At 46.0% G+C, this 25,635-nt stretch carries 24 protein-coding genes and 1 tRNA gene; 15 read left to right on the forward strand and 10 right to left on the reverse strand.

Annotation, left to right across the window (positions count from 1 at the left end):
• The first annotated feature begins 135 nt into the window (after positions 1 to 135).
• Positions 136 to 765, forward strand: coding sequence for a response regulator transcription factor (locus QUA99_RS10825; protein ID WP_333236125.1), 630 nt, complete (start codon positions 136 to 138; stop codon positions 763 to 765).
• A 140-nt stretch (positions 766 to 905) separates the two neighbouring features.
• A complete protein-coding gene (locus tag QUA99_RS10830) occupies positions 906 to 3,068 on the forward strand; it encodes a flotillin family protein (protein ID WP_333236104.1) in 2,163 nt (720 codons plus the stop codon).
• 368 nt (positions 3,069 to 3,436) lie between these two features.
• Here QUA99_RS10830 and QUA99_RS10835 read toward each other — a convergent pair whose 3' ends face one another.
• The gene (locus QUA99_RS10835) at positions 3,437 to 3,625 is read right to left on the reverse strand and encodes a transcriptional regulator (protein ID WP_333236105.1); all 189 of its coding nucleotides are present in this window, start codon (positions 3,623 to 3,625) and stop codon (positions 3,437 to 3,439) included.
• Positions 3,626 to 3,824: 199 nt separating this feature from the next.
• Here QUA99_RS10835 and QUA99_RS10840 point away from each other — a divergent pair, with 199 nt between their 5' ends.
• Together QUA99_RS10840 and QUA99_RS10845 are read left to right on the forward strand one after the other, a co-directional pair.
• On the forward strand, positions 3,825 to 4,109 hold the full coding sequence (locus tag QUA99_RS10840) for a DUF2470 domain-containing protein (protein WP_015179388.1): 285 nt from the start codon (positions 3,825 to 3,827) through the stop codon (positions 4,107 to 4,109).
• Between the two features lie 191 nt (positions 4,110 to 4,300).
• Complete coding sequence (locus tag QUA99_RS10845; protein ID WP_333236106.1) at positions 4,301 to 5,938, forward strand: AAA family ATPase; 1,638 nt, start codon at positions 4,301 to 4,303, stop codon at positions 5,936 to 5,938.
• Positions 5,939 to 6,272: 334 nt separating this feature from the next.
• Here the strand turns inward: QUA99_RS10845 and QUA99_RS10850 are convergent, their stop codons facing one another.
• Positions 6,273 to 7,346 (reverse strand): DUF3616 domain-containing protein, encoded by a 1,074-nt coding sequence (locus tag QUA99_RS10850; protein WP_333236107.1) that lies wholly within the window; start codon positions 7,344 to 7,346, stop codon positions 6,273 to 6,275.
• A 574-nt stretch (positions 7,347 to 7,920) separates the two neighbouring features.
• On the opposite strand from QUA99_RS10850, the gene QUA99_RS10855 reads away from it, so the two are divergent.
• Together QUA99_RS10855 and QUA99_RS10860 are read left to right on the forward strand one after the other, a co-directional pair.
• A complete protein-coding gene (locus tag QUA99_RS10855; protein WP_333236108.1) occupies positions 7,921 to 9,024 on the forward strand; it encodes a site-2 protease family protein in 1,104 nt (367 codons plus the stop codon).
• 175 nt (positions 9,025 to 9,199) lie between these two features.
• Entirely contained in the window at positions 9,200 to 10,591 is a 1,392-nt protein-coding gene (locus QUA99_RS10860; RefSeq protein ID WP_333236109.1) for a hypothetical protein, read from the forward strand.
• 378 nt (positions 10,592 to 10,969) lie between these two features.
• Here the strand turns inward: QUA99_RS10860 and QUA99_RS10865 are convergent, their stop codons facing one another.
• From QUA99_RS10865 to QUA99_RS10880, 4 genes are all read right to left on the reverse strand, one after another.
• On the reverse strand, positions 10,970 to 11,263 hold the full coding sequence (locus QUA99_RS10865; protein ID WP_333236110.1) for a hypothetical protein: 294 nt from the start codon (positions 11,261 to 11,263) through the stop codon (positions 10,970 to 10,972).
• A gap of 91 nt (positions 11,264 to 11,354) precedes the next feature.
• The gene (locus QUA99_RS10870; protein WP_333236111.1) at positions 11,355 to 12,284 is read right to left on the reverse strand and encodes a cache domain-containing protein; all 930 of its coding nucleotides are present in this window, start codon (positions 12,282 to 12,284) and stop codon (positions 11,355 to 11,357) included.
• 341 nt (positions 12,285 to 12,625) lie between these two features.
• Positions 12,626 to 12,844, reverse strand: coding sequence for a hypothetical protein (locus QUA99_RS10875; RefSeq protein ID WP_333236112.1), 219 nt, complete (start codon positions 12,842 to 12,844; stop codon positions 12,626 to 12,628).
• A 121-nt stretch (positions 12,845 to 12,965) separates the two neighbouring features.
• The gene (locus tag QUA99_RS10880; protein WP_333060228.1) at positions 12,966 to 13,355 is read right to left on the reverse strand and encodes an AbrB family transcriptional regulator; all 390 of its coding nucleotides are present in this window, start codon (positions 13,353 to 13,355) and stop codon (positions 12,966 to 12,968) included.
• A gap of 265 nt (positions 13,356 to 13,620) precedes the next feature.
• On the opposite strand from QUA99_RS10880, the gene QUA99_RS10885 reads away from it, so the two are divergent.
• The 4 genes from QUA99_RS10885 (at position 13,621) to pyrR (ending at position 16,729) form a co-directional block, all read left to right on the forward strand.
• On the forward strand, positions 13,621 to 14,064 hold the full coding sequence (locus tag QUA99_RS10885; RefSeq protein WP_242722676.1) for an Rrf2 family transcriptional regulator: 444 nt from the start codon (positions 13,621 to 13,623) through the stop codon (positions 14,062 to 14,064).
• Between the two features lie 215 nt (positions 14,065 to 14,279).
• Positions 14,280 to 14,486 (forward strand): hypothetical protein, encoded by a 207-nt coding sequence (locus tag QUA99_RS33100; protein WP_445250999.1) that lies wholly within the window; start codon positions 14,280 to 14,282, stop codon positions 14,484 to 14,486.
• Between the two features lie 361 nt (positions 14,487 to 14,847).
• Positions 14,848 to 15,927 (forward strand): adenosylcobinamide-phosphate synthase CbiB, encoded by a 1,080-nt coding sequence (gene cbiB / locus QUA99_RS10895; RefSeq protein ID WP_333236126.1) that lies wholly within the window; start codon positions 14,848 to 14,850, stop codon positions 15,925 to 15,927.
• Between the two features lie 268 nt (positions 15,928 to 16,195).
• On the forward strand, positions 16,196 to 16,729 hold the full coding sequence (gene pyrR / locus QUA99_RS10900; protein WP_333236113.1) for a bifunctional pyr operon transcriptional regulator/uracil phosphoribosyltransferase PyrR: 534 nt from the start codon (positions 16,196 to 16,198) through the stop codon (positions 16,727 to 16,729).
• Between the two features lie 402 nt (positions 16,730 to 17,131).
• On the opposite strand, the gene QUA99_RS10905 is transcribed toward pyrR, so the two are convergent.
• Positions 17,132 to 17,204, reverse strand: a tRNA-Ile gene (locus QUA99_RS10905).
• Between the two features lie 186 nt (positions 17,205 to 17,390).
• Between QUA99_RS10905 and QUA99_RS10910 the strand changes: the two genes are divergently transcribed.
• On the forward strand, positions 17,391 to 18,083 hold the full coding sequence (locus QUA99_RS10910) for a hypothetical protein (RefSeq protein WP_333236114.1): 693 nt from the start codon (positions 17,391 to 17,393) through the stop codon (positions 18,081 to 18,083).
• Positions 18,084 to 18,154: 71 nt separating this feature from the next.
• Entirely contained in the window at positions 18,155 to 19,630 is a 1,476-nt protein-coding gene (locus QUA99_RS10915) for a hemolysin family protein (RefSeq protein WP_333236115.1), read from the forward strand.
• Here QUA99_RS10915 and QUA99_RS10920 read toward each other — a convergent pair.
• Positions 19,623 to 20,252 carry a hypothetical protein gene (locus QUA99_RS10920; protein ID WP_333236116.1) on the reverse strand — a complete coding sequence of 210 codons (630 nt, stop codon included), beginning with the start codon at positions 20,250 to 20,252 and terminating at the stop codon, positions 19,623 to 19,625. The genes QUA99_RS10915 and QUA99_RS10920 overlap by 8 nt on opposite strands.
• 125 nt (positions 20,253 to 20,377) lie before the next feature.
• Here QUA99_RS10920 and QUA99_RS10925 point away from each other — a divergent pair, with 125 nt between their 5' ends.
• The gene (locus QUA99_RS10925) at positions 20,378 to 20,839 is read left to right on the forward strand and encodes a hypothetical protein (protein ID WP_333236117.1); all 462 of its coding nucleotides are present in this window, start codon (positions 20,378 to 20,380) and stop codon (positions 20,837 to 20,839) included.
• A 217-nt stretch (positions 20,840 to 21,056) separates the two neighbouring features.
• Here QUA99_RS10925 and queC read toward each other — a convergent pair whose 3' ends face one another.
• The gene (gene queC, locus QUA99_RS10930; RefSeq protein WP_333236118.1) at positions 21,057 to 21,731 is read right to left on the reverse strand and encodes a 7-cyano-7-deazaguanine synthase QueC; all 675 of its coding nucleotides are present in this window, start codon (positions 21,729 to 21,731) and stop codon (positions 21,057 to 21,059) included.
• A 366-nt stretch (positions 21,732 to 22,097) separates the two neighbouring features.
• Positions 22,098 to 23,432, reverse strand: a complete 1,335-nt coding sequence (locus QUA99_RS10935; protein ID WP_333236119.1) for a cytosine deaminase — start codon at positions 23,430 to 23,432, stop codon at positions 22,098 to 22,100.
• 343 nt (positions 23,433 to 23,775) lie between these two features.
• On the opposite strand from QUA99_RS10935, the gene QUA99_RS10940 reads away from it, so the two are divergent.
• Positions 23,776 to 24,684 (forward strand): class I SAM-dependent methyltransferase, encoded by a 909-nt coding sequence (locus QUA99_RS10940; protein ID WP_333236120.1) that lies wholly within the window; start codon positions 23,776 to 23,778, stop codon positions 24,682 to 24,684.
• Between the two features lie 671 nt (positions 24,685 to 25,355).
• Positions 25,356 to 25,577 (forward strand): hypothetical protein, encoded by a 222-nt coding sequence (locus QUA99_RS10945; protein ID WP_333236121.1) that lies wholly within the window; start codon positions 25,356 to 25,358, stop codon positions 25,575 to 25,577.
• The last annotated feature ends 58 nt before the right edge of the window (positions 25,578 to 25,635 follow it).

Here is a 25,635-nt window from a genome sequence, read left to right on the forward strand (position 1 = left end):
CCCTACTACTTCATAAAACTGGAATACGCTGTATAGTTTGGTTTTCATACAGTAAGGTGGGCATTGTGCACCCGACATAGTAAGTTTGTAGTGAGGACTGAAGTCCTTTTTCATAAAATTAACAGGGTAAACATGATTAACCAATCAAATATTATTCGCGTTTTAATTGCCGACGATCATTATATTGTGCGGCAAGGTTTAGTGGCGCTGCTGAATCATGAATCAGATGTGAAAGTTGTGGCGCAAGCAAGCAACGGCCAAGAAGCTGTGACAATGTTCCGCGAATATCAGCCCGATGTAACGCTGATGGATTGGCGGATGCCGGTGATGGATGGAGTCGCCGCCATTGCTGCGATTTGTGAGGAGTTTCCCAGCGCCCGGATTGTGATGCTGACGACTTATGACGGCGATGAAAACATCTATCGCGGATTGCAAGCGGGTGCTAAGGGGTATCTGCTTAAGGATGCGGAACCAGAGGAGCTTTTAGCAGCAATTCGGGCGGTTTTTGAGGGTAAAAAGTACATTCCGCTAGCAGTGGGTGTTAAGTTAGCCGATCGCCTGAGTGGGCCTGAATTGAGCGATCGCGAATTAGAAGTAATCCGCCTCATAGTTGCGGGTAAAAGCAACAGCGAGATTAGTGAAATGCTGCACATCAGCGAAAGTACCGTCAAGTTTCACATCAACAATATTTTGAGCAAAATGGGAGTTAGCGATCGCACGCAGGCCGCGATTTCCGCATTAAAACGGGGGATTGTCAGCCTGTAGTTTAATTTTCAGTATTTTTTACTGAGAAATATGAATATTATGGTGGAAAATAATGATAAATAAGACCTTAAGTTTTACGTCAACACTTTCGATCGAGGCTAAGCTGGAACTCATAGGACAAATTAGCCCTTATCAAAAAAATGCTTTATTCATTTTTGTCCGAGTCTCAAGTCAAAGTTCGCGTTTTCAAACAGTTTGCAGCCGCTGTTTCGGCGTCTTTAGCTTTTAGTGGAATTAGCAGTTTGAAACCCTCACCGATATTAGCAGCTAGCAATATCCCCCCCACAACTCAAACCTCGACTCAGCTAGTGGCAAAATCTGATTCTAGCTTGCAGTTAGGGCAGTTACGCAGCAGTGTTCCCGTGCAGACAATGCAGCTCGATCCGGGCGGATTTATCCCGATCGCGATCGGCGGTATGATAATTATTCTGGTGCTGCCGCTATTTTTTGGCGGATTGGTAGTAATTGGCGATCGCGAAGTCGGAATTGTCAGTAAAAAGTTTAGCTTCGGCGGCAAGTCTTTACCCCCCGGAGATTTAATTGCCTTAAACGGAGAAGCTGGATATCAAGCTGATACTTTGCCCCCCGGTTGGCACTGGGGTTATTGGCCTTTGCAGTACAACGTTCGCAAAGAGTCTCTGACCGTGGTTCCCCAAGGCGAAATTGCTTTAATTATCGCAGCAGGCGGTCAGTCAATTCCACCCCAGCGCATCCTAGGCAAAATCACAGAATGTGATAATTTTCAAGATGCTCGCCAATTCCTCAAAGGCGGCGGCGAAAAAGGTAGACAACTTGGCATATTGACTGGCGGTAGCTATCGAATTAATACAGCATTATTTACAGTAATTACAGCGGCAAATGCTGCCAAACACGGAATGACAGCCGAACAATTAAAGCTGTACAGAATTGCCCCCGATAAAGTAGGAATTGTCACAACTTTTGACGGCGTTCCAATCCAAGATGGCGAAATTGCCGGCCCGATTATCCCGAATCACGACAACTTCCAAAACGCCCAAAAATTTATCAGCGGCGGCGGGCGGCGCGGCTTGCAAGAGCAGGTTTTGCTTTCGGGTTCTTGGAATTTAAATCCTTGGTTTGTCGGGGTGGAACAAGTGCCGATGACCGAAATCCCGATCGGCTATGTCGGCGCGGTGATTTCCTATGTCGGCAAAACCTCAGAAGATGTGAGCGGTGCTGCTTTCACTCACGGAAATTTAGTAAATGTCGGCAACAAAGGGGTGTGGGTGACACCTCTTTATCCGGGGAAACATCCGCTGAATACGCGCATTTTAAAAGTAGAGTTAGTGCCGACTACTAATATAGTATTGAATTGGTCGGGGAAAACAGAACGGCACACTTACGATTCTCAACTTTCGTCTTTAACAGTGCGTTCTCAAGACGGCTTTGCCTTTGATTTAGAAGTAGCTCAGATTATTCACGTTGGAGCCTTGGATGCTCCAAAAGTGATCTCTCGCGTCGGTTCGATGCAGAATTTAGTAGACCACGTTTTGCAGCCGACAATTGGGAATTATTTCCGCAATTCTGCTCAAGCTTATTCTGTATTAGATTTTCTCTCCGCAAGAAGCGGCAGGCAAGCGGAAGCAGCCGAGTATATCAAAGCAGCTTTACGTACCTACGACGTGCAGGCAATTGATACTTTAATCGGGGATATTTTGCCGCCTGCAGAGTTGATGCAAACTCAAACAGATCGCAAAATTGCTGAGGAACAGTGCAAGACTTATGAGGTGCAGCAATTAGCACAAACTCAGCGGCAACAATTGGTGCGGGAAACGGCGCTGGCTGAGATTCAACAAGAGATGGTGAAATCCGAGCAAGGCGTGAAGATTTCTGAGTTGAAAGCGAATTCTCAGGTGAAACAAGCTCAAGGCGAAGCTGAGTCGATTCGGGTGAAGGGAAATGCTCAAGCTGAAGCTTATCGCGCGGGTGTTGTGGCTTTGGGAGGTTCCGGTTATACGGCTTTGCAGTTAATGCAAATTATAGGCGATCGCAACGTGCGAGTTGTGCCGGATGTTGCGGTAACAGGCAACGGTAGCGGCGGCGGTTTGGTTGATGGTTTGCTGGGAATGATGATGTGGAATCAAACGAGCAAAAATGGAGAAAATGGAGCAGAATTACCTCTAGTTAACCTACAGAAATCGGAATCTGCGACAAAGTTACCAGTAGCAAAGGTGCATTCAGCAAAGCCGCCGGCATCTCGCGCTAATTCGCCTGTTGCCAATTCTGAGTCTGATATTGATTCGCGGTTTGATGAATTGCCGTTTGACGATCGATCTTTTAGTTAAACTTTTCGTTTGTAGTGAGCACTGTAGGGGCGGGTTCACCAACCATCTGTGCCTAAAACAGATAATCTCATAAACCCGCCCCCGCCCAACCGTAAATCTCCATCTACCTCTTTCAAAATACAAGGGGAAGCATTGGAAATTCAAGCAGTTGTTTTGACTTGATGCACTGGAAAGAAAACAGCCGGCGAGATGCTAAAAAACTCTGCAAGTTTTTGTATGTGTTCTGTTGTAAGTTGACGCTTTTCATGGAGGATATCTGAGACAATAGACTCGGTTTAAAAAATAGGAACTAGGTCTTTTTGTCTCAGGTCAAATTCTTCTATCAAAGCTTTTAACAGTTCTATCCCATAAATGTCAGGTATGGGTTCTCAAGTTTGCTCGTATTCATAAACCAGAGTTCCAAGTACGTTTAGATAGTCGCGTTCGTCAGGAGTCAGTTCGCCTTTGTCCAACAGAGAATCGATCGCTTTTTGAGTTGCCATTAATTTCTTCTCAGCCGTTATATGTCGGGGAGGAAATGTTTTGAGTAGTTCGATATAAGCGCTAGAGTTGTTCATGTGAGTATCCTATATTATAAAAGTAATACTTTATCATTATAGTTGAATAATTTGATTGTTTAACCGCAGATGAACGCCGATTAACGCGGATATAATTTAGTTATTTATCCCTCATAACTATTGAGGCAATTCCTGGCTATTGAAAACTTTGTACCGATCGCAGTACAATCGATCGATATTGCATCTGAGGAATCTCCCCATGTCAGAACAGTTTTCTACTGAGATTAGCGATCGCATCTGCACTCACATGAACGAAGACCACGCTAGTGCTGTAGTGCTGTACGCTCAAGCATTTGGCGACCAACCGCAGGCAACGGAAGCTCAAATGCTCGCTATTGATGCTAACGGCATGGATTTAACCGCTAAAGTCAACGACGAAACAGTGCCTGTCAGAGTTAAGTTCGATCGCACTTTAAAAGACGCCGAAGATGCTCACCACACTCTCATTGAAATGGTGAAACAAGCTCGAAAAGTTGCTAAGTAGTCAATTGCCTACTATTCTGTTATAATTTTAACGTTTGCAGTACGGAATTTAGTCCGCTTAAATAGTTGTTAAGGAATAACCTCCTTACTACAAACCTTTAGTTGGGTTAAATCATTTTAAGGACTAAAATCCTGACTGCGAACAAAATATTTAATAATAAATTTTAATTTACCTCTAAAATATCAAATAAAATGACAGAAAATTACCCCTACCCCAAAGAACTAGATGCCGTCAATGGCAGTAAAAATAACCATTTCGAGGCACTGGTAAAGCGACTAGATTTGATGATTCGCGCCCGCTATTCCCTGCTGTACATTGTCGGCGCGGAGGAGGAACCGGTCGAAGCCGTAATTGCCCAAGTAGCGCTGCAAGTAACTCCCGCGCGCCGAGTATTGTTCTGGGATCTCGTGCGCGGCTGGGAGGATAACGGTTCTGGGAAAGGTTCGGTAATGGCGGCGCTCGATCGCGTCAGCAAAACTGCTGTGGAAGAATATACCATATTTGTCCTGCGGGATTTGCACCCAATTTTGAAATATCCATACAGCGAAAAAAGCGCGGCGGTAGTGCGAGAATTGCGGAATTTAACGCGGGAATTGAAGCGCAGCAAAAAAACTATAGTTCTTACTTCTCACACGCTGGAATTACCGGAGGAACTGAAAGAAGAAGTAACAGTAATTGATTTTCCTTTGCCCAACGTCCAAGAAATCGACAGTTTAATTTCCCACGTTCTGGAAAAGCCGCAACAGTTGCAAGTTAGCGGTTTAGCAAGGGAACAGTTGGTTAAAGCTTGTCAGGGTTTGAGCCGCGCTAGAATCGGGCGGGTTTTGGCTAAAGCTTTGGCCGCCAAACAGCAAATTAACGAGTCAGATATTGACGGAGTTTTGGAGGAGAAACAACAAGCAATTCGCCAAACGGGAATTTTGGAGTTTTTCAACTCCAGAGAATCCCTGAAAAGTGTGGGCGGATTGGAAAATTTGAAACAGTGGGTAAAGATGCGGCAAGATGCTTTTACTGACGAAGCGCGCCGCTACGGTATACCGAATCCAAAAGGAGTTTTGTTAGTAGGAATTCAAGGAACGGGCAAATCTTTATCTGCGAAAACTATTGCTTGCGAATGGCGTTTGCCGCTGCTACGATTGGATACTGGGAGATTGTTTGGCGGCGTGGTCGGGGAAAGCGAAAGCCGCGTCAGGCAAATGATACAATTAGCAGAGGCGATCGCACCTTGCGTTTTGTGGATCGATGAAATAGACAAAGCCTTCGGCAACATTATCAGCGGTAGCGACGGCGATTCGGGAACTTCGCGCCGGGTATTCGGTAGTTTGATTACTTGGATGCAGGAAAAAACCAGTCCGGTGTTTATTGTGGCAACTGCAAATAACGTGCGGATTTTGCCGGCTGAGTTGCTGAGAAAGGGCAGGTTTGATGAAATTTTCTTTTTGAATTTGCCCTCAGAATCGGAACGGCAAGATATCTTTAAAGTGCATTTGCAGCGTTTGCGGCCTACTAGATTGCGCGAGTTTGATTTGGGGGTTTTGGCGAAGTGCGCTGATAATTTTAGCGGTGCAGAAATCGAGCAAGTGGTAATAGATGGATTGTACCGAGCCTTTGGAACGTTTGTAAACGGACAGCGCCGGGATTTGATGACGGAGGATATTTTGAGGTCGATCGAGGATACAGTACCTTTAGCTGCGATCGCCCGATCGCAAATTGAAGATTTGAAACGGTGGGCGGCGGAAGCCGGCGCGAGAACAGCTTCTAACGATACTCACTTAATTGATGAATTGAAACGGTACAGCCAGCAGCGAAGGGATGTGGCAGACAATTAACCCTATTTGTACGCTGCGTCAGCTAATCGCTGATTCATATCGCAAAAATCCCGCTAGTTGAGGCACTTTCCCACTGGTATGCTGCCTCATATCGTTTCCGGTTGCATCGGAATGATAGTTCGGACACGGCATTGCCGTGTCCCTACAATTAATTGTGGTAGGGACACGGCATTGCCGTGTCCTGACTGCCGTGTCCCTACAATTAATTGTGGTAGGGACACGGCATTGCCGTGTCCTGACTGTGGGTAATATTAATTCCGATGCTACCGGAGTTGATATCAGTTCATTGATGATTCATTATTGCAAAAATCACGCTACCTGACGCAGCCTACTATTACAAACCCAACCTAAAAATATCCGCATAAATAGAATTTCCCTCAACCATTCTCCCCGCATCCGGCGAATCGCAAACAACTAACAGCGAATTCTGCCCCCCCAAATACGGAAACAGCGACAACCCCTCAGCATTGTCCGTACCCACCTTAAAAGGCAAGTCAAACAATACCTCCAAATCTCCCCCATCTTGCCCAGTAATACTGTCGTTCGATCGCCCTAAAATTCCCTTTAACCGAAAAACCCTCATCGCCCCCGATAAAGTCATCGTCGGCCCGGCTAAAACAATCAAATCTTCCCCGTTCCAGCACAATTCTCGCACGCCCAAACCGTTTAAATCAACAAAATGTTTATTGTACAATTTCCCTCCTTCCCCAATCGCCTTCAGCCTTAAAACTCCCGCTTGGGCCTCTTCAACTTCTATCTCTAAAATTATCGCCCAACCCCGCAGCACCGGCCCCCGCAAACCGAGGAAAATGCGATCGCCCCGCACCGCTAACCCTTCAATATCAAAGCCATTTTCTTTACTCGGAATCGGCACAGATAAATATAGACCGAGGTGGCTGTCATCTTTGAGCGCGTCTGTCAGCAAATTGCCCGTTTCAGTCCGCTGAAGGCATCCAACTTTCTGTTCCCTTTGATTGTCTGGATGAGAAATTGACTCGCACAACATCCCGTCTTTCATAGGAATGCGCGCCAGCAAATAGCGGTTGACTTCTGTCTCGATTTGTGCTAATCTTTGAATGTCTTTTTCGGGGTTTTTACCTTTAGCTTTTTTGCGTTTTGTGCTGTGAGAACCAACCACCCAAAGATAATCGCTGCAGAAATCAATTCCTTCGATATCGATTTCGGATTCTCCAGATAGAGCGATAAAATCTGCGATCGCAAATCTTTGATGTTCTCCAAAAATATGAGGCGCAACAGGTGACAAACGCTCGATCGAAGTCGTCTCATCGGAACCCAGCCACAAATTGCCATCGGGAGTTAAAGCAACAGCGGATAAGTCTGTAATAATATCAGCCGCTTCGCTGTTGAATTGCAGCAGCAGCCGACCGAGCAAAAAACATTCTGGCATAATTATTAGCACCTAAACTATCCTTAGGGTAAGTCATTATAGCTAAATCTGCTTGAAACTCATAGGTTGCACCATTCTCAATCAGGCTTTTACGGGCAGGCTATGAGCAACACTCCACAATAAAATTTAATTTTTGTGGAACAGGCATCTTGCCTGTTCCTGACCGGCAGGATGCCCCACTCCTACTCCCCACAAGCAAGAAAATTCATCGGTTGTGGAACAGGCATCTTGCCTGTTCATGACACAGGTGCAAAAAGAAAATTCATCGGTTGTGGAACAGGCATCTTGCCTGTTCATGACAGAGGTGCTCTGGGGGTGAGTTAAAACCCATTGAAAACTAAAACAGAAAACTCAAACAAATATCCTCCTCAAGCCTGATAGCGAGAACTTCCGTTTTGAGATAAGGATTTTTAACCGCTGGCGGCCAAACCGCAGTCGCCGGTGATTATTCCGCAAACCGAACCTCGACAGACGGATAACACCCTAATTGAAGCATTAACATCGCCGTTACGTTTCGTTACGATAAGGAGACAGAGAGAAAAACCTCTCATTCGTAAAATCAGAGGTAGCGATTATGAACGGTACATTTCGCGTCGGCAACCTGTTTGGGATTCCCTTCTTTGTCAACGCATCTTGGTTCCTAGTTCTGGGTTTAGTAACCTGGCAGTACGGCGGTGCACTAGCTGCCCTGTTTCCCGCATTGGGCCCCGTAGCGCCCTGGATGCTGGGATTATTCACAGCGTTGCTGTTATTTGCTTCCGTCTTAGCCCACGAATTAGGACACAGTTGGGTAGCCATCAAACAGGGAATTGGCGTGAAATCAATTTCGCTATTTCTGTTTGGCGGACTGGCTAATTTGGAAAGAGAATCCAAAACCCCAGCCGAAGCGTTTTGGGTAGCCATTGCAGGCCCGTTGGTCAGCTTATTTTTATCCGGTTTGTTAGCAGCAATAGGTATCGGTGCCGGTCTCACAGGCCCCGCAGCCGCCATCGTCGGACTTTTAGCTTCCATCAACTTAGCTTTAGCCTTATTTAACTTAATTCCCGGTTTGCCCCTCGACGGTGGCAACATCCTCAAAGCAATCGTCTGGAAAATTACCGGCAACCCTTACAAAGGTGTAATTTTTGCCAGCCGCGTCGGTCAAATAATTGGTTGGATCGCCATCGGTACAGGCATATTTGGCAATATTTGGAATCTAGTAATCGGTTGGTTCTTGCTGCAAAATGCCGGTCAATCTGCGCAATATGCCACAGTCCAAAATGAACTGGCAGGCTTGACAGCCGCAGATGCTTTGACCCCCGAAAGCCCGATCGTCTCCCAAGACTTGTCCCTCAGAGAATTTGCCAACAATTACGTGATCGGTAAGGCTCAAACATGGCGCAGGTTCTTAGTTACCGACGATGCGGGACAATTGGTAGGGGCGATCGACCTAGACGACCTCAAAACCATTCCTACCGGAACCTGGCCCGAAGTTTTAGTTAAAGAACTCCTGAAGCCGATCGAATTTTCCACAACAGTCAAACCAGAATTATCTCTCCTCGAAGTCGTCACCCTTCTGGAACAGCTAAAAGTACAAGAACTCCCCGTCATTCGGGAAAACGGTGTCCTCGTCGGACTTGTAGAAAAAGCTGAAATTGCCCGCCTGCTGCAAAAACGAGCCCAAGCTAACCCTGCTTGATGTCCTCAGATACTTGACAAATAATAGTTAACCCCCTCGATTTCCCCTTACCAAAAGGACGATCGGGGGGCTTAACTGTTTTAGCTGCACAAAAGTCCAGTCAAACACTAAATTATTAGCTGCAAATCAAGGATCGTAACTATAATAGTTTATCGATCATCTGAGCGAGGACGCTATGCAATCTCAGCACTTTTTCTCTCAATCCGAAACCACAGAGTCAAAAGTTCTGCCTGATCTGACAAACCATATATTGCCAGACGCGATCGCGCCTCAACCAACCGCTCAATTAAACAATGCAGATCTGACTGTTTCAGCATCTCAAGAGATCGTTTACAAATTTTTTATATATCACATCAAAAACTCGACAGCAGAAGTAGTTTTGCAGCAATTTAAAAAAATATTTATCCACCTGATTCCTCCAGCCAACCCCAAATTAATTCAAGCTTTACACGCAATAATTGAATTTGACAGTCAACTAGAATTTAACAACTTATTTAAACGCTGCTGTTACATCTTATTAAATAACTGGATCACTCAGAGACAATACCAACTTGCTCGCGACTTAATTAAAATTATTAGCGAGAGAACCTTTAGCGAACCACACCCAGACAATTGTCTCAAAATACTGAGAGTGTGGCTGACCAATTTTCTCAGCAGCAAAGACTATGAAGACCTCAAGTTATTTGTATTAAAGTACGCGGACTACCAGCCGCTACAAAATCACTGGACTTCTCGCTATCAGCCTTATTTGCTGGCCGCTCAATATCTAGATGCTAACAACGCCCCCGAAGAACGCCAAACTGCCAGAGTATTGTCGCAGCAGCTCAAAGAAAAGTACAAGTTTGACCTAGCAATGTATACCTCTCGCTCTCAGTCTGCCACATCCCAATTAAAAAATTATCATAATCCCACACTTTTAGGAGATGAAGCCCTGCGTTTAATCAAACTAATTTTAGTCAATCGAGGAGCCTTCAGCTATCGCAGCTTAGCAAAAATTTTTCTTAGTCAGAGTCAAAATATTACCTACAAGCAGTTTAAGGAATCTCTAATTAAGTATTTATTTGATTACCAAGTAAAATTTTTGCATACAGATATTTACCAATCACAAATAATTAATATTTTAGATATTTTTCATCCAGAAAATGACGGAGAAATTTTGAAGAGCGGCCTGCATCTCAGAACTTGCAATTATCTAATCAAATGTTTGAGTGTGGAAAATTCCGGGGAACCAACAGCCTTGTTTCTACTGTTCGCAACTCAACTAAATCCTTTAACACTAGCAATTATAATTCTTAAAATAATTTTGATTTCACCGCATTCCCGAACCTACTTTGAACTTTGTTGTGCTCGATTAATTCAATACTATCAAGATAACTCGGATACTGAATGTCAGTGGCTGATTAATTTTTTAGAAGTTAGCCAAATTGCTCTAACTATTTATGGAGAGAATGTTCAGTATAATTTAGTAAATATGTCAGACAAGCATGAAGAAGAACAGTTGTTTATTGACCTCAAAAACTGTCGAGTTTTTTCTCAACACAAACAACTCAGAAAAGATAAAGATTAGTCATCATTCATCAGTCATTAGTCATTAGTTGCGCCTTGCGCACCCGACAGCAAGTTTATAGGGTAAGCTGTACTGCATTTAAATTGTTGTATGTTGAGGGCGGGATTTCTTGCCCAACCCCTACTCCCCACAAGAGTGAAAGTTTCTTTTACCATGCAATTTAAATGCGGATTAGCTTATGCAAACTTCTCCGGGAACAGTGTTCGCTAATTTATATAAGTTCGATCGGCTTGTGGTAGCTCTTCGGCGCTAGCATCGGGCATTTATCCCCTACCCACTATTTGCTCTCGCGCCGCATTCATGAAAATAAATGCGCCGCCCGGAATCATCGCGGATACTCCAACCCGCAAATTTTCTACCAGTTAGGCAAATTTTTCTTCACTTTGTGCCAAAGCTGGAAAAAACTTTTTTCAGTTGAGGTGCCATCTCGTTGAAAGACTGCGCTAATTCGCCGACTCGATCGAGCCTACTGACAGCAACAGCGCGATCGAACTTTCTGGGGGCGATATCTTTACCTGCTTCGTTGAGCCGCAGCGGTAGCGTTACCCACCTAGCTGTCAGCACTCCGGCAATTGTCGATAGCAGCAGCGCCGCCACACAAACTAAAATTTTAGGGCGGGTATTTGTGTTAATATCCGCCATGAAATCGGATGCGGAAACTGCGATCGCCATCAGCCAGTTTCAACCGTAACTATCCGAAAACAGCAGCACTTCCACAAAATTTTCTTGCCCGTCTCGGCTAAATTTCAGTTGCTGCTGCTGCTTAATCTCGCCACAGCCCCCGAAGCGATCGTACAAATACTCGGTTGCGCTGCCAAGGACGGGAGTTTGGCTCTCTAAAATATTCAGTTAATAGCGCTTGCTGCTTTCCCGACATCTTTCTAAAGGGTGATTCTTGACTCAAACTGGCAATCAGCAAGCGCGATCGTTCGATCGCGAAAATTTCTCCCGTTTTGCTAAGCTTGATGCGATGGAGATAGTGTTGAAACTCCGAGAGCGAAAAATCTACAGCACTAACTCCCAGCAATTTACCATTTCGATCGCGCATCGGTTGGCTGGCAGCAATTAAAACAGTCCCGGGAGTAAAACCCGGATCAATACTCGTCCAAATAGGTTTGTTACCTGCGACAGCTTCTTTGTACCAGGGGCGCAGGCGGGCATCGCAGGTTCCCGCTTCTGCGTTTAATTTGGCCGTGCGAGTGCCTCTTTTGTCTGTAGCGAAGTAAATTTGCTGAGAGTTGGTAGACTCGTTAGCTGCGACAATTTGCAAGCTGTTGTCGTGAGGGTTGCGCCAAATGCCGAGAAATTCTCCTGATTTTTCAGCACCGAGGGAAATCCACTGAATGCTTTTAAACGATCGCATTTGCTGCCAGAGGAACTTGTCTCCCCGAGGCTGGAGCCTTTCTAACTGTAAGTTTAATTCAGCACGGTCGATCGCTTCAGCATTAAGTTGATTTACCCAGTGGATAGGTTCGAGAAAAGAAGTCAGCTTTTCTTCAACTCTCTTCCCCGTCTCCGCGATCAATTTCTGGGCGAGCTCTTGGACTGCTCTTTCTCCGTTGCGAAAAGACAGATACCCGACAATCCCAACTGCTGCGACGATTTGCAGCACAAAACAGGCCGCTAGAAGGCGACGCAGGGGGATTTTTATTTGGTGTTGAGAAGTTTTGCTCGCCCATCCCGGCAAAGGCATAGGCTGGTGACTAATTGCTCCCTAACACTTTAACTGTTCCAGCCTGTAATTTCACTTAGGGGCGATCGAGGTGTTTCCTTGTCCTCAAAACCCCTCCCACACAGACACAAATCAGCAGCAAGCACAAGAATTATACAATTTTAGATTTTAGATTTTAGATTAAATAATTGGGGATGAATGAGGAAGCTCGTGCTTTGGAGCTTGCCGACAGTTGCATTTTTTTTTACTGGTATTACGCACTCTTGGCTGAGAATACCTCCGCCATTTTCTTGCTTTGTTCGGTTTCGTAGCTCAACCTAACCTGCTTCTTGCCTGGAACCTCGACCATCGAAACTCAACATTCATCCGTTAAATCCGCTATACAATCCCTTGGTGAACATCCATGCGTTACATCCGTTACATCCGGTACACCATCCGTTGCCGAACTTCTCTTTAACAGCTACGCGGAAAATCCCCCGCTTGTCCAAACGGATATAGCGAGGGGCGAGAATAGGTATTCTCAGAAAATATAAATTAGTGGCAGTGGCTTTTGTCCAGCCATTGCCATCTATAGAAGCCATACTGTTTTAGGCTCACAGAAAGATTTCAGAGCCAACTCTCTGCTTGCAGTCAATGCTTGAAGTCAAACCAACCAGTTCAAGCAAGAAGTTCAAGCAAGAAGTCAAAGCAATTGGTAAAGGCCTAGGCTACTTCTTCTTCTCGATCGATTTGGCGCAGGTGAATGTGCTTGCGTCCCAGAGAGATTTCAAATTCATCTCCCGGCTGGAGTTCCATTTGTTTGGTGTAGGCTGCTCCAATCAGTAAGTTGCCGTTAGATTGAACGCTAATCCGATAGCTGGCAGAGCGTCCGCCGCGTCCGTTGCCGTTTTGCTTCCCGTCTAGCTGAATGCCTTCTGCATCAATCAGCGCATTCAGGAATTTCATCATGTTGACCCGTTCTACGCCGTTCTTAGTAACGGTGTAGTAGCCACAGGCTCTAGCTTTTTCTTCCTTGGTAAGGTTCTCTAGGTCTTTGACCTTTTTGATCAGATCTTCGCCTTCAAGGGGTTCGATATTTTTCTTTTTAGCCATTTACTGAGTCCTGAAATATTCAACTGGTGTACGGATTTTTTCTCGGTTGGTTTTTGGTTTGACCAAGAAACTTTAGCTTTATAGCTGGTCGTAAAACCATATTACACCGATCGGCTCAATTGTTAACCACTATTATCTAAATATTTTTAACAACCTGCAGTCTTTCTTGAGGAGTAGCTGGAGCCGGTGCGAGCAATCTCTAAACTCGGTAGCATAAGCTATCAGCTATCAGCTAGCTGAATATTTGCCCCGCTCTTAAAATCCCATGAAGTTAACCACACGCGGACACTACAGTGTCAAAGCATTACTGGATCTAAGTTTGCAACCTCGCTACGGCCCGACATCGGTGAAATCGATAGCGAAGCGACAGGAGTTACCGGCTCCGTATCTAGAAAAATTGTTGATTGAAATGCGACGAGCCGGTTTAGTCCAATCTGTTCGGGGCTCCCAAGGAGGATATCAATTAGCCCGCCAGCCCGCTCAAATCTCTTTAGGACAAATCTTAGAGGCTGTAGGTGAAACTATTGAACCTTTACCTCGACATTTTCCCGACTCGACGCAAGCAGAGGACTGGGTAACATTCAGTTTGTGGAACCGATTGCACAAAAAACTTGCCGAAGCGCTGTACAGTATTTCCCTCGAAGACTTATACTATGATGTCCGCAGTTGGCAAGCGGCTCTTGGGGAAGAAACTAGCTTTATCATTTAAATGGTAAGTTCATTCATGCGATCGGCAGCAAGCACACATGGACGCAACACTTGTTACCTACTTTGGCGGCACACGCTGCGGATCTGTCCGCTTCCGTGTCGCCGTTGACAAACACGAAGCATCTGATTGCAACTGCTCTATCTGTAAACTGAAAGGATTTTTACACCTCATTGTGCCGCCGGAACGTTTTACCTTGCGAGCGTGGCGAAGATGTTTTGACAACCTATACATTTAATACAGGAACTGCTCAACATACTTTCTGCCGAATTTGTGGCATTCACTCGTTCTATCGCCCCCGATCGCATCCCGATCATTTCGATGTCAACGTCCGCTGTCTTGACTCAGATGCCATCGAACACTTTCAAATGCTACCCTTTGACGGTGTTAATTGGGAGCAGAACGTACACTTGCTCCGCGACTAAAGTAATCTCAGCATTTATAGCAACCACGCCTGATGACGATGAGGTTTTGAATTGCTCAAACCCTTGCCTTTATTGCTTCTTCCTTCTTCCTTCTACTATAAAATCGCCCCTCAAAAAATCAAAGTCCGCAATGGTAGCAGGAGTTAAAAGCTGCTCTCTGGGGCGATCGCTCCTGCTCTGACAATCAAGGAAGATGGTTCGGGCCCCGGATTCATCCGTGGAGCGAGAAACAACCTCCTCGCTCCCCATCGCAAGTCCCCGGCTCGATCGGTGGGGTCGCTTTCTTCAATTCTTTAATCTAAAATCTCAAATCTCAAATCTCAAATCGATTGATGGACTATCAAGTTTGACACAATATATAATGATGCCGGATGAATTTCCTGTTTTGATTTTAGCTGCGGTGTTGGATTATTCGATCGGCGATCCTTGGGGTTGGCCGCATCCCGTGCAGGCGATGGGTTGGGCGATCGACCGCTATACTCGACTTGTCTTTAATATATGGAAGAATCCCGCAGGCAAAATGCCTGAAGCAGGCGATCGTCCCGCTGGCGATCGGCCCAAACTGCTGCTACGATGTGCTGGTACAATACTAGCGATCGGGCTGATTGTAGGCAGTTATACTGTCAGTTGGTCGATCGTCCAAGCTGCTAGTTGGGTGCATCCTCTTTTAGGTATTGCCATACAGACCATTTTGCTGGCAAGCTGTTTTGCAGGTCGCAGTTTGAGGGCGGCTGCGGAGGATGTGCTAGCACCTTTAAATGTTGGAGATTTAGTCAAGGCGCGAGAAAGGTTGAGCCTTTACGTCGGCCGGGATACCGAAAACTTATCCGAGCCAGAAATTCTGCGAGCATTGTTAGAAACTGTAACAGAGAATGCAGTCGATGGCGTGACAGCACCGCTATTTTATGCCTTACTTGGGTTCGCTCTGCCGCATCTATTATTAAGTGTTACCGCTGCCCCGATCGATCCTAACTCGATGTGGGCGAGTGCTATAGTCCCCTTGGCGATCGCTTACAAAGCAGCCAGCACATTAGATTCTACGATCGGCTACAAAGAAGCGCCATACACTGATTTAGGATGGTTTAGCGCCAAACTAGAAGACGTGCTGACTTGGATTCCTTGTCGGCTAACAGTGATTACTTTAGCCCTTATATCTGGCAAACCGATTTACATTTGGCAGATTTGTCAGAGAGATGCTGTTAAAGATGCCAGTCCCAATTCCGGTTGGAGCGAGTGCGTTTACGCAGCCATCTTGGGAGTGCAACTAGGAGGTACTAATTCCTATCGCGGAGTTCTCAAACACAAACCGCTGTTAGGCGAGCCGGTTCACCCCATCACAGCGCCGCTAATTTGCCAAGCATTGCAATTAACTCGGTATTGCTTTCTGATTTGGTTGGGACTATCATTGCTTTTTTATACCTTATTATGTTTGAGCCGCTAACTAATCGCCTTACCCGAACAGTCCCGGAGGCATAAATAACGTATTTGTGTCATTGTTTGCGCTCCAAGCCTTGCAATCGCAGCATCTGCTTTTCATCCGTTCGAGGTAAGTCCAGCAGAAGACAGAGATCCGCCACCGACAGCAGCAAAAAAAGTTTTGACCTGAGTTCAAACCCCCAGATTCATCTGTCAAGTCAATCTCAAATCTCAAATCTCAAATCTCAAATTGTTCGATATGCCAACAGCAAACAATTAGCTCGCAGCAACCAATGACTAAAATTATCCAAATTTTATCGCCTGATGAAGTGAGGCGCACTCTCACCCGCGTCGCTTCCCAGATTGTGGAAAAATCAGGGAACCCCTCGGATTTAGTGCTGTTGGGCATTCATAGTAGAGGAGTGCCTTTAGCTCAAATTTTGGCCGATCAAATTGAAGTCCTCGAACAAGTCAAAGTACCCGTGGGCGCTTTGGATATTACCTTTTACCGAGATGACTTGGATCGAGTTGCGATGCGGACACCGGCTAAAACAGAAATTCCTTTCGATTTGACGGGCAAAACTGTGGTGTTGGTAGATGACGTTATATATAAAGGCAGAACGACTCGAGCGGCTTTGAATGCGGTAAACGATTACGGCCGGCCGGAGAAAATTTGGTTGGCGGTATTAGTCGATAGAGGCCACCGAGAAGTACCGATTCAGCCGGATTTTACGGGTAAAAAGTTGCCGACTGCAAAGGAAGAACAAGTTAAGGTTTACGTTCACGAGCTCGACGGGCGGGACGGAGTGGAGTTAATTAAGGGTTGATAAGTAGAAGGTAGAAGGTAGAAGGTAGAAGGTAGAAGGTAGAAGGTAGAAGGTAGAAGGTAGAAGGTAGAAGGTAGAAGACTTACAGAGCAAGCTTGAGCGCGATCCGTATTTTTCGTTTAATTAGGTGGATCTACTTATCGTTTCCCTTGGCATCGGAATCATAATTTTCTGAGGTCGCAAGTGCGATGGACGCGCGCGGAGCCAAGATATCTCAGCAAGGAGTCGATCGAATGTCTAGTTTGCCGCGATCGCACTTGCGACCTCAGAAACCGGGTTTCTACGTATATTTATCGTTACTCAACGTAAAAATTCGTAGAAACCCGGTTTCTCGCCTCCCATGCGTCGACGGAAGAAACCCGGTTTTGGGTTCACGGGGGGAGCGTCTTGATTGATTTTAAATCGGCAGTGCAGGAGTTGAACCTGCCTGGGGCGAATTATGAGTTCGCTGCCTAAACCGCTCGGCCAACTGCCGTTAAGTCGATTTGTTCGACCTAACTCAAAATGAATTATAACATAATTTCTCAGTCCGTGCTAGAACTAGAGAACAAAAATCAAAATCTTTAGATCTGCTGAGTCCCCGATCGCCTGTTAGCCGCTCTTAGGCAAGCCGATCGACCGGACAAAGCAGTTTCTAGGACTCGGCATAAAATTATAGGCAATGGCAGTGAATTCGACGGTAGTGCTGACTCTAGTTCTCCTGGCTCTGATGTTTGGAGCAGGCGTGACGAGTTCTGTTTGGGGATTTACTATAGGTCGCGAAGCCTTGAAAGGAACGACTCAACCCGATATTCGCCCCAGCAACAATGCTGGCAGCGGCAAGCAGGGAACTGTGGCTAGCAAAGACCAAGTGAGCATTTTGAAAGAAAAAGACATTCTCAAAACCGTCAAAGCGCGGGTAGAAGGTCGCGATCCAGAAAAAACAACGGCCGGGGCAAATACTAAAACAGACAAGGCAAGCTCTAAACCAGCCACAGCCAAAAAACCCGCTGCACAAAATGCCAGCGCCAAGTTTCCCCTGAACAGTCGCGACGGGGGAATAACTTTGGAAGTGAGCGCGGCCAGTCAGCGCAGCAACTCCATGCTGCTAGACGTGAGCATGAAAAACGAAGGCTCCCAAGCTGTGAGGTTTCTCTACAGTTTCTTGAACGTCACTGACGATCGCGGCCGGGCCCTGAGCGCGACTGCCGAGGATTTGCCGGCCGAACTGCCCCCCAACGGGCAGGTGTATTACGGTACGGTGAGTATTCCCACAGCTTTGCTGGAAAATGCTAAGGAAGTTTCGCTGACGCTGACAGATTATCCAGGTCAAAAACTACAGTTGCAAATATCTGGCATTCCAGTGGCCAAGTAAAACAAAAGGAGCAAAACCTCCAGACGGATTCTCAGGTTCGATCGATCGAGAAAATTGTTCTAGGGAGCATTGTGTCACTTTTAGGGGCGAGAGTGCAGGAAATAGCTGATTTACCCGCGATGACTTGGACAGAGCTGCTGTCGCGGTTGCTGTCAGTGCTGTTGCTGATTGCGATCAATGCTTTTTTTGTGGCGGCTGAGTTTTCGATGGTGACGGTACGCCGCTCGCGCATCAATCAGTTAGTGGATGCTGGTGATGTTGCAGCTCTAACTGTTCAATCTTTGCAGCACAGTATCGAGCGATTGCTCTCGACAATGCAGTTGGGAATCACTCTTTCTAGTTTAGCTCTCGGCTGGATTGGGGAAAGTACGATCGCCGTGCTAGTGAGAATGTCGATCGGCTATTTGCCGCTGCCAACTTACATCAAGTCTGCGATCGCCCATTCTTTTAGCATATCAATAGTAACTTTTTTGTTGCTAGCTTACGTGCAAATCGTACTGGGCGAACTCTTTCCCAAATCTGTAGCGTTACTGTATTCCGAACAGCTAGCCAGAAGTTTAGGGCCTCCGAGTTTATTGATTTCCCGTCTGTTCAATCCCTTTGTGTCGTTTCTCAATCAATCCACTCGATCGCTTTTGCGGTTTGCGGGCATCGAATACGACCTAAGACACCGACCGGTTACTCCCGAAGAACTGCAATTAATTATAGCTACTTCCAGCGAATCAAGCGGCTTGGAAGCAGAAGAGCGAGAACTGCTTAACAACGTGTTTGAATTTGGCGAAGTTTGGGTAGAAGAAGTAATGGTGCCGAGGCCTAGCATTGTCGCACTTCCCAAGACGGCAACCTTTCAAACTTTGCTCGACGAAATGGCGATTTCTCACCATTCCCGCTATCCCGTGACGGGAGATTCTTTAGACGACATTATCGGCATTATTGGCTTCAAACAACTTGCGAAACCCCTAGCTGAAGGTTTGCTATCTCCCGACACGCCAATTTTACCTTGGATGCGTTCGGTGAGGTTTGTGCCGGAGATGATGCTGCTGGGGGAACTGCTGCCTTTGATGCAGAGTTCGTCGGAAGAAATTGCGATCGTTGTCGATGAATTTGGCGGCATTTCCGGGTTAGTGACGCTGAGGGATTTGATTGCCGAAATTATCGGCCGCAGCTACGAGTCGCCCGACAGCAAAGAAATTGCTTTGCAAGTATTAGACGATCGCACTTTTTTGGTGCAAGCGCAGTTAAATTTAGATGATGTGAATCAAATATTGAATTTGGATTTGCCAGTAACTGACGAATATCAGACAATCGGAGGTTTTCTGAGTTATCAGTTGCAAAGAATGCCGGATGTGGGGGAAGTTTGGCGCGGCGAAAATGTGGAACTTACGGTTGTTTCTGTGTGCGGGCCGCGGTTGGATCAACTTCAAATTCACTTGTTGGAAGACGCTGCGGGCGATCGAGCTTTAGATGAAGTTGCAGCGGCTGAGGAAATTGTGGGAAAAGGGCGAAAGAATAGCGGGGTGAGTAGTGAGGCAAAATTTTCTAGTTGAGCATATTTGAGCGAATACCTAGATAATCTACTCGCTCGAAGTCGCTGCGTACTAAATCATCTAACGTTGGGCCTTTGGGGCGCAAATTAATGCGATCGCCAACCTTCACATTTTCGTAATATGCGTAGGGGATATAGATATCTTGCTCCTCCATAAAAGCGTAAGTAAAGCGAAAGGCACTGTCAATGTCCTCAGCTTTAACCTCACGAAAGTCTGAGAGGAATAGGGGATCCATTTCTTCCTCAAAGTACAGCATCTCTGCAAATGCACCTCTGTCGTAGCAGTTATAACCAATATAACCGCAAGTATCGCTGCATTTGTAGTAGATGGCGCGACTGGGTATGAAGTTAGAAAGAGTGATCGCATCTCCTTCTCCAAATACAAGGCTACCCGGCCTATAACTCAGTTTTTCAACGATCGTCCAAGGGTGTCCTCGGAACTGAAAAACAATATAGCTTTCGGCGGTAATTTCGATTTCGCGATCGTATACATCCCGTTCCCAAACATCCGCACGTCTCGCCCTACTAAATTTTTCCGCCACTGACTCAATAGGAGCCCGAACGAGAACTAGATTTTGGTTTCTGTCAATTGTTTCAATACCTCGGCGATCTTCAATAGACATAATTTTCACCATTGAGTAAACTATGAATGAGTAGGGGCACGGCAGTGCCGTGTACCGATTCTGATCGCACCTAATTTGCCAGCAAAAGTGCTGTAATTTATGTTTTTTATTCTATCATTATTACAATGAAAGCTCAAGAACTTTATCAACAAGGATTCGACCTCGGTCGCAGAAGGTTGTACAAGGAAGCTGCTGAATCTTTTACTCAAGCAATTAATCTCAATCCTGACTTTGTAGAAGCTTATATTATCCGTGATCGTATTCGATCTGGGGAGCATCTCACTTTTGCAGTTAAGCTAGAAATTGGAGTTTTAAGGCAGGAGGCAGGAGGCAGGAGGAAAGAGGAAGAAGGAAGGAGCCAGAAGAAGTGTTTTTACAAATATGAGATGCTCCCTCGATCTGTAATTGGAGAAAAACAGGGGGGAGTTGAAGATTTTCAGAAAGCGATAGATATCTACAGGGCTAGAGGGCAATCGCAAATAGCTGATATGCTTTTAGTTCCATTGAATTCGCTGCAAAATGAAATTAAGTTTGAACAGGAAGACCAGGGTCAATCGGAAGTTGAGGATGAGCCGAAAGCTAAATAAGCAGTCGGCTGATTCAAAATTAACTAACAATCAATTTTTTAAATTTTCAAAACCAAAGAAACCGGGTTTTTTGCTGCTTCTGCCATCTGTAATTTATTCTCGAAAAAAAACCCGGTTTCTCACCACCCGCTGCGATGCTTAGAAACCGGGTTTTTTACCATTTCGGCGGGCGGAAGCGAAGAGACTCGAAAAAACCCGGTTTCTGGGCCGCCGCGTTTTAAGCGTAAGGCACCGGATCTTTTAACCTCAATTCCTCAAAAGCCGCCAGCCGCAGCCGACAAGAATCGCAAACGCCGCAGGCATTTTCCCCGCCTGCATAACAAGACCAAGTTTGCTCCCAAGGCACTCCTAACTTGTTACCCAATTGAATAATTTCTGTTTTTTTAAGTTCGATTAAAGGTGTTACAATCTTAATAGCTTCTCCTTCCCTTCCCTGCTTTGTTCCTAACCGAAATACTTCCTGCATGGCTTGGATGTAATCGAGGCGGCAGTCGGGATAGCCGGAATAATCTAAAGCGTTGACACCGATGTAAATGCGATCGGCTTCTAGGGTTTCGGCGTAGGCGAGGGCAAAACTGAGAAAGATTGTATTTCTAGCTGGAACGTAGGTAATGGGGATGTTTTGAGACATTTCTCCCAGAGTGCGATCGATCGGCAATTCCATCTCATTATCCGTCAAAGCCGAACCGCCCCACAGTGTGAGGTCAAAGTTTACTATCTGATGCGCCTTAACACCTGCAGCAAGTGCGATCGCCCTTGCTGATTCCAACTCCCGCCGATGTCTCTGCTGGTAGTCAAAGGAAATAGCGTAACACTCGCAGCCGTCGGCTTTGGCTTGATATAAAACTGTTGAGGAATCCAGCCCTCCCGACAATAAAATAACTGCTTTCACTTAAAACATCCTCAATAAAATTAGCTTTTATATTTATATCAAATTAGTTGAAAATTGACAAGATAGCAATGCTAAATGCTTGGTGAAAGATGTTTTTTTGAACGAACCGCGAAGACGCGAAGGACGCGAAGGAAGAAAAGAGAAGGGACGTTTGTTGATAATTTATAGTGCCTGTTTAACTGGTTCCTAGGCTCTGCCTGGGAACCGATATCTAGAGGATCTGCCTCGCATTACGGTCAGGAAAAGTGGAGCCAGAGCCTCCAGATATACGTTACCAGGCAGAGCCTAGTAACGAGTACAAAGAAAATTCATCTTTTGTGGAACAGGCATCTTGCCTGTTCTTGATATTGGTGCAAAATGTCAGATTTAAATTCGTAACAAGTCGTCTAGTTCCCGGTAATCGGGCAAAGTTGTATCAATTTTAATGCCCTGCCGCAAAACTGTGCGATCGCCCTGCGATCTAGATAACAATTCGCTGAAATTCCGCGCCTTAAACAAAATCAAATCTGCTGGTAAACCAACTGCAATTCGTCCTAAATTCGGCAATCCCATTAAATCGGCTGGAGTCTTTGTCACTGCACAGGGCCAGTCTCCATAAGGCCTATCTAAATGAGCGATGCGGACTGCCATATTAAAAACTTCCAAAACATCATGGTCGCCAAATCCGTAAAACGGATCGCGACAATTGTCGCTAGCAACTGCAACGGGAATTCCGGCTGCTTTGAGTTCGTGCAGCAGCGTCACTCCCCGCCAGCGCGGTGTATGCTGAGAGTCTCGGTCTTGCAGGTAAAGGTTGCACATCGGCAAGCTGACAATGCCAATATTTGCTTCCTTGACTAATTCCAGAGTTTCTGTTACTAAATCTGAGGGTTGTACGGCTAAACTACAGCAGTGTCCGCAGATAATTTGACCGGAAAATTCATGGCGGATGGCGGTTTTTGCTACTTGTCGCAGTGTTGTTGATTCTGGATCGTCGTTTTCGTCGGTGTGGAAGTCGAGGTTTAAATTTCGTTCTTTGGCTAAGGCAAAAACTCGATCGAGTTGTTTGTCTAAGTCGGGGTTGATATAGGCGACGCCGCCGAGACTGCCGCCAATTTGGGCAATGCGATCGGCTAATTTTTCGCCTGCTGGTGTCAGGTAATAGTCGAGGGAAACCAGGGAAACTGCTTGCAAGATCAGCCGATCGCCCCATTCGGCTTGCAGCGCTTCAAATACTCCCCAACTAACGGTTCCCTGTTCGTCCGCGCTGTCGATGTGAGTGCGGATAGCCTTGGTTCCGTGGGCGTAGCTGCACTTGAGGCCAAACTCCATTCGCCGGTAAACATCCTCTGCATTCCAGTTTTTTTCGGCATCAGCGCCTACCGCTTCGATCGCGCTGGCAAAAGTTCCATCGGGATTGGGCGATCGTTCCCAAATGTGACCTTTGTCTAAATGCGCGTGCATATCCACAAAACAAGGCCAAACTAAGCCGTTGCACAAATCAACAATTGGGATATCTGCAATTGGGAATAAATGTTCTGTACCTGATGGAATAATTTGAGCGATCGCACCCGCTGCAATTTCGATATCCACCGCACAAAAATAGTTCTCAGTCCCCGTTATTGCGACAGTAGAAGCTGACGGCGCGATCGATTTCATCTCTAGAAGAGACGCGGGCACGCGACTATTTTTGAGCAAATAATTAGATCTACTTGGCAACATTAATTTTGTGAGTTAGTATTTTCCTAAGAATTCAGCGCAACCGCAAAAACGCTACCGACAATCATTGTCTGTTGAGCGTCGGTTGTATTTTTGGTAACAAATGCTACGTTCTCAGTCTAACCCTTGAGACCTAAAATTGTACAGCGCCGATCGATCGGGGGTCGATCGCCAACAAACCGAGCATCTACAAACCGAGCATCTACAAATAAAGATTTGCAAAGAAACCTAGTTTTCGATCTGCTTCCAGGCGTGCACTCTACCAGCTCAACTAATGGTAATGAATTGTGGTGAATCAACTGCCATTAGCAAGTGTTAGAAACTGTACAAATTCTGAAACTGAACCATGCAAAAATTTACAAATTGCCCTGTTTGCAGCTCCCAAAAAATCAGCTTCCAGTACACAGCCGGGACAGCCCGCCAACCAAAAGAGGCTCCTAAATGGTCAGTTTACGGATGCGAAGATTGTGGCTTAGTATTTGTCAATCCCCGCCCGACATGGGATGAACTGAGCGATTATTACCCAGAGGGCTGGCAGTGCTACAACACTTACGTACCAGACGAAGAAGATGTAGTAAAACAAGCCAAAAAACTCAATGAATACCGACACATTCCTATCCCTGTAGGCAAGCGGCTGTTAGACGTGGGATGCGGCGGAGGTTCCATTATCCAAGTCTTCAAAAAACTCGGAGTTGAAGTAGCAGGAATTGAACCTAGCTCCTCAGCAGCAGCAGCGGCCCGCAAATGCGGTGTCGATGTTTTCACCGGCACTGTAGAAGAATACGTTGCAGAAAAAGGTACTGACGAAAAGTTTGATGTCATACTCTGTTCCCACGTTTTGGGAGCAACGCCTTTGCCTGCAGAAACACTCGATTGCATGAGGCAATTGCTGGCTCCAAACGGTTACATTTGGGTGGCTGTACCGAACGCGGACAGCCCATACGCGCGGCAACTGGGCTGGCGCTGGCACAGCACCGATTATCCTTACAATCTGATCGGTTACACTCCAAAAACATTGGCTCTAGCCGGCGAAAAGGCAGGTTTGGCAATTCAGCGCAATTACACCTACTCTTTGCCGGATGCCCTTCGTTACTCTATCTGTTTGTGGCAGCGCTATCGGTGGTTTGTACCGCACAAAGTTAGCCGCTTGTTCCTTTCTGACGAACGTGTTGAGCGCATGGCGAAGGAATTGGACTCGCGCGACGAAGGCGAGGCAATTTTAATGGAATTCTGTCACCCTCAAAGCGTGGATTAAGGCGTTTTGAGCAAGAATATTCGATTTGAGATTTGAGATTGACCGCACGTCGGCGGCTCAGAATCTCAAATCTTTTTTGATTGTTTTCACATCGCTTAATCAGCGGTTGTGCATTTAAATTGTATATTTCTCCGTATCAAAACTAGCAATAATCCTCTCCGCATTGGACTTTCTCCCCCTCCCCCCCTCGAACACAACAAGACAATGAAAGCTGGCGAGCAAAACTTATCAAGCCCAGTTAATCACTTAAATGGTGTCGGCTAAATTAACCGCTATATTTGTACGAGCCGCGTGGCGCCTGCATATATCATTCACATCCAAAGTATCTATAAACTTTGCCCCTACTGAGCGACTTGCGGTTGGGAAATTAAAGGTATTGGCGAACCCGCCATGCCGAGCGGTATGAAATTATACAACAACGAATCCACCGGACACGAGCTAATAAGCTGTTGTGCACCTAGATTGTTTATGGTATTAGAGGGGGAGAAGGGGAGAGGGGGAGAGGGCTGACAGGTGTAGGTTTTTTACAGGGAGGTAGTATGGAACCCATTTGGGATACTTTGACGATCGCCAGCAGATGAGGCTCGGCTCTTGTCACGGGCGATCGGCTCTTGTCACGGGCGATAATCAAGGCAATCGAACGAAACACTCCGAATGCGGAAACAACCTCAATGCTGAACAATAAGCATCTCAAAGATTGGTCATGTATCGTGTCTCAACGAATGGCTCATTTGTCGATACCTCAAGCGATTGGGTTAGCGACCTGGAGCTTTGGCACAGTCATGGCTAGATCTAGCAGCTTAACCCAAGTTTCGCATTTAGGCGTTGCTGATTTAGGGTATGACTGGCTCAATATGCAAGTCAGAGAAACCAGTAAGCTGAGACGCAGCTAGATTGTATAATATAAAAAAATAAGCAATCATTAGTTATAGTGTATGCCAGCCAAAAACC

This window comes from Microcoleus sp. F10-B2 (genome assembly GCF_036704965.1).
In the GTDB taxonomy this organism is placed as follows: Bacteria; Cyanobacteriota; Cyanobacteriia; order Cyanobacteriales; family Microcoleaceae; genus Microcoleus.

What these genes read in the sequence shown, in the direction of transcription:
- QUA99_RS10830 (WP_333236104.1), top strand. Translation starts at nt 906, where the DNA reads ATGCTTTATTCATTTTTGTCCGAGTCTCAAGTCAAAGTTCGCGTTTTC.
- QUA99_RS10835 (WP_333236105.1), bottom strand. Translation starts at nt 3,625, where the DNA reads ATGAACAACTCTAGCGCTTATATCGAACTACTCAAAACATTTCCTCCC.
- QUA99_RS10840 (WP_015179388.1), top strand. Translation starts at nt 3,825, where the DNA reads ATGTCAGAACAGTTTTCTACTGAGATTAGCGATCGCATCTGCACTCAC.
- QUA99_RS10845 (WP_333236106.1), top strand. Translation starts at nt 4,301, where the DNA reads ATGACAGAAAATTACCCCTACCCCAAAGAACTAGATGCCGTCAATGGC.
- QUA99_RS10850 (WP_333236107.1), bottom strand. Translation starts at nt 7,346, where the DNA reads ATGCCAGAATGTTTTTTGCTCGGTCGGCTGCTGCTGCAATTCAACAGC.
- QUA99_RS10855 (WP_333236108.1), top strand. Translation starts at nt 7,921, where the DNA reads ATGAACGGTACATTTCGCGTCGGCAACCTGTTTGGGATTCCCTTCTTT.
- QUA99_RS10860 (WP_333236109.1), top strand. Translation starts at nt 9,200, where the DNA reads ATGCAATCTCAGCACTTTTTCTCTCAATCCGAAACCACAGAGTCAAAA.
- QUA99_RS10865 (WP_333236110.1), bottom strand. Translation starts at nt 11,263, where the DNA reads ATGGCGATCGCAGTTTCCGCATCCGATTTCATGGCGGATATTAACACA.
- QUA99_RS10870 (WP_333236111.1), bottom strand. Translation starts at nt 12,284, where the DNA reads ATGCCTTTGCCGGGATGGGCGAGCAAAACTTCTCAACACCAAATAAAA.
- QUA99_RS10875 (WP_333236112.1), bottom strand. Translation starts at nt 12,844, where the DNA reads ATGGCTTCTATAGATGGCAATGGCTGGACAAAAGCCACTGCCACTAAT.
- QUA99_RS10880 (WP_333060228.1), bottom strand. Translation starts at nt 13,355, where the DNA reads ATGGCTAAAAAGAAAAATATCGAACCCCTTGAAGGCGAAGATCTGATC.
- QUA99_RS10885 (WP_242722676.1), top strand. Translation starts at nt 13,621, where the DNA reads ATGAAGTTAACCACACGCGGACACTACAGTGTCAAAGCATTACTGGAT.
- cbiB (WP_333236126.1), top strand. Translation starts at nt 14,848, where the DNA reads ATGATGCCGGATGAATTTCCTGTTTTGATTTTAGCTGCGGTGTTGGAT.
- pyrR (WP_333236113.1), top strand. Translation starts at nt 16,196, where the DNA reads ATGACTAAAATTATCCAAATTTTATCGCCTGATGAAGTGAGGCGCACT.
- QUA99_RS10910 (WP_333236114.1), top strand. Translation starts at nt 17,391, where the DNA reads ATGGCAGTGAATTCGACGGTAGTGCTGACTCTAGTTCTCCTGGCTCTG.
- QUA99_RS10920 (WP_333236116.1), bottom strand. Translation starts at nt 20,252, where the DNA reads ATGTCTATTGAAGATCGCCGAGGTATTGAAACAATTGACAGAAACCAA.
- QUA99_RS10925 (WP_333236117.1), top strand. Translation starts at nt 20,378, where the DNA reads ATGAAAGCTCAAGAACTTTATCAACAAGGATTCGACCTCGGTCGCAGA.
- QUA99_RS10935 (WP_333236119.1), bottom strand. Translation starts at nt 23,432, where the DNA reads ATGTTGCCAAGTAGATCTAATTATTTGCTCAAAAATAGTCGCGTGCCC.
- QUA99_RS10940 (WP_333236120.1), top strand. Translation starts at nt 23,776, where the DNA reads ATGCAAAAATTTACAAATTGCCCTGTTTGCAGCTCCCAAAAAATCAGC.
- QUA99_RS10945 (WP_333236121.1), top strand. Translation starts at nt 25,356, where the DNA reads ATGCTGAACAATAAGCATCTCAAAGATTGGTCATGTATCGTGTCTCAA.